General features: G+C 52.8%; 4 protein-coding genes and 3 pseudogenes. All 7 read right to left on the reverse strand.

Going from position 1 to position 5,219, the window contains the following annotated elements:
- A pseudogene (locus JKP78_RS05045) lies at positions 1-186 on the reverse strand (hypothetical protein); the annotation flags it as partial.
- Between the two features lie 111 nt (positions 187-297).
- Entirely contained in the window at positions 298-858 is a 561-nt protein-coding gene (locus JKP78_RS05050; protein WP_200626165.1) for a suppressor of fused domain protein, read from the reverse strand.
- Positions 859-1,157: 299 nt separating this feature from the next.
- Positions 1,158-2,282: pseudogene (locus JKP78_RS05055) on the reverse strand (RHS repeat-associated core domain-containing protein); the annotation flags it as partial.
- A 15-nt stretch (positions 2,283-2,297) separates the two neighbouring features.
- Positions 2,298-2,702, reverse strand: a complete 405-nt coding sequence (locus JKP78_RS05060; RefSeq protein WP_200626166.1) for a hypothetical protein — start codon at positions 2,700-2,702, stop codon at positions 2,298-2,300.
- Positions 2,703-3,032: 330 nt separating this feature from the next.
- Positions 3,033-3,791, reverse strand: a pseudogene (locus tag JKP78_RS05065) (RHS repeat-associated core domain-containing protein); the annotation flags it as partial.
- Between the two features lie 44 nt (positions 3,792-3,835).
- Positions 3,836-4,336, reverse strand: a complete 501-nt coding sequence (locus JKP78_RS05070; protein WP_200626167.1) for a DUF4265 domain-containing protein — start codon at positions 4,334-4,336, stop codon at positions 3,836-3,838.
- An 18-nt stretch (positions 4,337-4,354) separates the two neighbouring features.
- Positions 4,355-5,219 (reverse strand): RHS repeat-associated core domain-containing protein (locus tag JKP78_RS05075; protein ID WP_200626168.1); only part of this gene is annotated, 865 nt, incomplete at its 5' end.

Genomic DNA, 5,219 nt, shown 5'->3' on the forward strand with positions numbered 1-5,219 from the left:
ATGAATCAGGTTGCCGCGTTCGTCGTACTTGTAATGGGTCCCGGCGTACTCGCGCAGCAGGTTGTCCATCAGCTTGTTGCGCCGTGGGTCGGCTTCCAGCGGGCGGTTCAGTTCCTGGCTCTTCTGGTCCAGCAGGTTGCCGGCCGGGTCGAAGGCGAAGGTTTCCACACTCAGGCGGCTGGTTGGCCTTGAGCAGACGCCCACCGCGTGCACCAAATAGCACACCTGACAGATACACCAGATCTACTTTCGGCACAAAGTAGCGCAGATCAGAACAGAACTACTGAAAATAGTCGCCTATACTACGGCAGGCCGTTCAAGAGAAAAATAATCCACATCCCGCTCCACAAGAAGGTCCTCAAACGCCTCCCCCCCATAGAGTTCTATAAACTTAGCCTCAGACTCAAAAATCGGAACTAGCCATACAAAAATGCACAACCCACCTCCAACCCCGTCGCTTTCATAAGCCTCCGCGTCATCTCCAAAAAAAATTGGCGATTTCACCCAAAAGGCCGTGAAGTTTTTGCCCAAAAAAATAGGCCCACTTCTTCGAATAATTTCATTGTTTTTTAACGGTAAATGGCTATCCAAGACCTGATCAGAAACCTGCCGCACTAATGCAACGACGTTAGTGGGTATAAAACCAGCATCCAACGAAATCAAAATCTCATGGGAAATTTCTCGCCTTCTTTCAAATTTTAAAACTGCACGAGATACCCCAACAGTACAATAGGTAGCAATTCCTTCCAGCCGCCCTCCCAAACATTCCACGACCTTATAGGGGTGGGCCCCACACTGAAACGACCAACCCCGCTCAATTTTTCCGAAAATGGTTTCCACTTGAGAGATTAGAGTCATTTTCTATTACCTTCCCGGCGATTACATGTCTGACATTTCAAAATCACACCTTCTTGGTAGTTGTCAATCACTTCTTTGCGCGTTACATCATCCGGAAAGTCTCGGAGAGACCATGGTTCTGGATGGTGATCCATGTCCCAATCGCGATAGCCTGCACCAGGGGCAACCTTCACCTCTTTTTCACAAGCCGGACATACACGCCCTCCTGTCGGGCCCTCTACCGCTTCGTTCCAAGCCTTCTGTACTGACCCCTTCCGCCACCGAGCTCGGTATGTCACATCACCTCTCTTATTTGATCCTTTCGCTAAGCCTAGTGGATCAAGCCAATCAACAGGGTTTGGAGCGTAAGCCCATAGATTGTTCCCGCCCAAGTAACTTATAGGATCTTGGCTGATAAACCTACCCAGTATGGGGTCATAGTAACGATAGCGGTTGTAGTGCAGCCCCGTCTCATGGTCATGGTACTGCCCTTGGAACCGAATCGGGTTACTTAGGGCATGCTGTTTCGCCCAGTCCGAGCGCTCCTCTTTGACTTCACCCCACGCCTTGTACTGCCCCGCCCAAGCAACATTGCCCTGCTCATCGGTCAGCTCCATCGGCGTGCCGAGATGGTCGCACTGGTACCAGGCAATGGCGTCAAACGCCTGCGGCTTCACCTCCGTATGCCACAGCGGATCCTGGTCAAAGTCATACTCGCGTTGACTCCAGTCCGGTTGCTTGTGCAAGCGGATCGGGCTTTTACGCAGCGCCTGAGCAACCGGCACAAAGCTGCCCGGCTCGTACAGGTAATGCACGGTACGGCCAGTATCGCCATCGTCCCTTGGCGGTGAGCTCTCCCAGGCCAGGGTGTCGCCATCCCAGCCAAACAGGGTAAAGCCGCAGCCAAGCTCACGTTGGCGCTTGGCCCGTTGCAGCTGGTTCCACCCGGTGCCCGCTTCCGGCCTGTCCCAGAAATGCGCCACCGAATGTTTGTGCAACCGTCGGCCCAGGGCGTCGTAGCTGTAGTCCACCTTGAGCTTGTCGTCGTTGTACCCCGTTAGCCGATCGAACAGGTCCCAGGTGAAATGGGCATGGACCCCGTTGTGCAGCCGATGAATCAGGTTGCCGCGTTCGTCGTACTTGTAATGGGTCCCGGCGTACTCGCGCAGCAGGTTGTCCATCAGCTTGTTGCGCCGTGGATCGGCTTCCAGCGGGCGGTTCAGTTCCTGGCGCTTCTGGTCCAGCAGGTTGCCGGCCGGGTCGAAGGCGAAGGTTTCCACGCCCAGGCGGCTGGTGGCCTTGAGCAGGCGTCCCACCGGGTCGTACTGGTACTCCAGCGGGCCACGGCGGCTGTCGTGGATGTTGGTCAGCTGGCCAGCGGCGTCGTAGCGGTACTGGCTCTTGAGCAGTATGAACTGGCCATCATGGCTGCCGAGCAGCCGTTCACACACAACGACAACCTACTCCTTACTTCTTTGTGCCAAATTATGTTCTGCAGCATCACGCACATCCTTATCCTCATCCAGCTTCAAGATATTCAAAACATGAACCGGCACTTTTTTATTTACAGCCAAGTTACACCTAACGATCTCATCTTCATCCATGCAAAGCCTTTCAAAAATTTCGACCGACAACTTTCTTTTCAATGCGCCAGATCTTCGCGCCCCCACATCAAACCCGCAAAGCCTATCAAGGATTTCCAGAGGCACGGTTTTATTATAGGCCACCCATTTACCGTATTCAGGGTATTTATCCAGTACCTCATGCCATACATCTGACGACGCTTCTTCCAAGGCAGACCGATCATATTCTGACTTTTCGTGACTATCGCGCAACCTAATGAATTCTTCTGCCGAATCAATCATATCAACTGCCACATTTAAGCGATTTAAAATCGATCTTCTTTCCGGTTTCGCCTTTATGCTTACCGATCATGTAATCACCATATACATCTGCATCAGCTCGCCAATCACCATTTTTTTCATGAACCTTCCAAGCACTTTCACCATGCCCAGTAGCATCCTTGGACCACCAAGTTCTTGTTATATTATCATAGTGATACGTAACAAAACCTACGCCTTTGACCATCCCTGAACATGTTCTGTCCGACCTATTAACTTCCCATTTTTTCGGCAGGCACATTTTGCGTTTTGATTTGGTTTATCCGACGTCTGTTTCCTTCCAGCGGCACCTATCCTCGTTAGACCGAATGGGTCAATCCATTCAACAGGGTTGGGTGCATAAACGAACAGATTCAATCCCCCGTCATATCCAATAGGATCATGCGTAATGAAACGCCCTGCAACCATGTCATAGTATCGATAACGATTGTAGTACAGCCCCGTCTCTTGGTCGTGGTACTGCCCCTGGAACCGAATCGGGTTACTTAGGCCATGCTGTTTCGCCCAGTCCGAGCGCTCCTCTTTGACTTCACCCCACGCCTTGTACTGCCCCGCCCAGGCAATGTTGCCCTGCTCATCGGTCAGCTCCATCGGCGTACCGAGATGGTCGCACTGGTACCAGGCAATCGCGTCAAACGCCTGCGGTTTCACCTCCGTATGCCACAGCGGATCCTGGTCAAAATCGTATTCGCGCTGGCTCCAGTCCGGTTGCTTGTGCAAACGGATCGGGCTCTTGCGCAGCGCCTGAGCGACCGGCACAAAGCTGCCCGGCTCGTACAGGTAATGCACGGTACGGCCAGTATCGCCATCGTCCCTTGGCGGTGAGCTTTCCCAGGCCAAGGTGTTGCCATCCCAGCCAAACAGGGTAAAGCCGCAGCCAAGCTCACGCTGGCGTTTGGCCCGTTGCAGCTGGTTCCACCCGGTACCTGCTCCCGGCTTGTCCCAGAAGAGAGCCACCGAGTGCTTATGCAACCGCGGGCCCAGGGCGTCGTAGCTGTAGTACACCTTGAGCTCGTCGTCGTTGTAACCCGTCAGCCGGTCCAGGTCCCAAGTGGCAAAGAGCTCAGTCCGCCTGCATAGCTATCAAACTGACCTGGTCAGTGGCGCGTGCCGAGCGTCGCCAGGCTCATCACTTCCAGAAGTCGCTGTGAGTCAATGCCCGGATGCTGCAAGCAAGCATCTTCATAGGCAATGGCTCCGCTTTCTACAAGGCCTTCTAGATAGGCATCAACTGCTTGGAAATTTACCTCTGGCGGCAGATCTACAGAAAAAAGTGAGAAGGCTGAACTTACCGAGCAACGTCCACCGAGGGCTTCAATTTCTTTAACTACTTTTGCTTTAAGCTCTTTGTCTTCTGCGAAGACTCTTAGCGTTGTATGCCCCCCCTGCCTCAGGACGCTAGTGGCTACAGATTCACCATCTATCTTCTCAGTCTTGACCACGTCCCCCTTGCTTACGCCATATATATAGCCTGGAACGTTATCAATTCGATATTCCCCCAACCCTACTCTTATCCCCCATATAGCTTCTGTAGATACAGAAGGGTAACCATCCTCATCAGGAACAAGATTGAAAATTATTTTCTCATAAACATCCATATAGACCTCGCACAATCATTACCTAACGCCCATTCTATTCAACAATTTGAAGTTATCTTTCGCTTTGTCAGAGAATCCACGATTGCATTTCCTACATAAAATCTGGACATTTTCTTCCATGTTACTTCCACCTTTCGAGTCCGGCTCAATATGATCGTATTGCCTCTCATTGCTAGGAGGCGTCACCCCTTTTTGACTTTTCTGGCCAGGGACTACATCAATTAAGCAATGCTCGCACTTTTCGGTCCCGTGGTATTGTCGGTTCTCAATGGAGACTTTCGTTTTCTCGCGTTTTGGAATCCTAGCTAATCCGAGAGGGTCATACCACTCAATGGGGTTAGGTGCGTAGGCAAAGAGGTTAAGGCCGCCAGCATAACTGACGGGGTCCTCTCCAATAAACCTTCCCACCATCGGATCATAATAACGATAGCGGTTGTAGTGCAGCCCCGTCTCATGGTCATGGTACTGGCCTTGGAAGCGAATCGGGTTACTTAGGCCATGCTGTTTCGCCCAGTCCGAGCGCTCCTCTTTGACTTCACCCCACGCCTTGTACTGCCCGGCCCAGGCGATATGGCCGTGCTCATCGGTCAGCTCCATCGGCGTGCCGAGATGGTCGCACTGGTACCAGGCAATGGCGTCAAACGCCTGCGGCTTCACCTCCGTATGCCACAGCGGATCCTGGTCAAAGTCATACTCGCGTTGACTCCAGTCCGGTTGCTTGTGCAAGCGGATCGGGCTTTTCCGCAGCGCCTGAGCGACCGGCACAAAGCTGCCCGGCTCGTACAGGTAATGCACGGTACGGCCAGTATCGCCATCGTCCCTTGGCGGTGAGCTTTCCCAGGCCAAGGTGTCGCCATCCCAGCCGAACAGGGTAAAGCCGCAG

This window comes from Pseudomonas sp. LAM2023 (assembly GCF_016620375.1).
GTDB classification, from domain to species: Bacteria; Pseudomonadota; Gammaproteobacteria; order Pseudomonadales; family Pseudomonadaceae; genus Aquipseudomonas; species Aquipseudomonas anuradhapurensis.

Bases quoted from the DNA above. Each gene is read 5' to 3' on its own strand.
- JKP78_RS05050 (WP_200626165.1), bottom strand. From the start codon at position 858: ATGACTCTAATCTCTCAAGTGGAAACCATTTTCGGAAAAATTGAGCGG.
- JKP78_RS05060 (WP_200626166.1), bottom strand. From the start codon at position 2,702: ATGATTGATTCGGCAGAAGAATTCATTAGGTTGCGCGATAGTCACGAA.
- JKP78_RS05070 (WP_200626167.1), bottom strand. From the start codon at position 4,336: ATGGATGTTTATGAGAAAATAATTTTCAATCTTGTTCCTGATGAGGAT.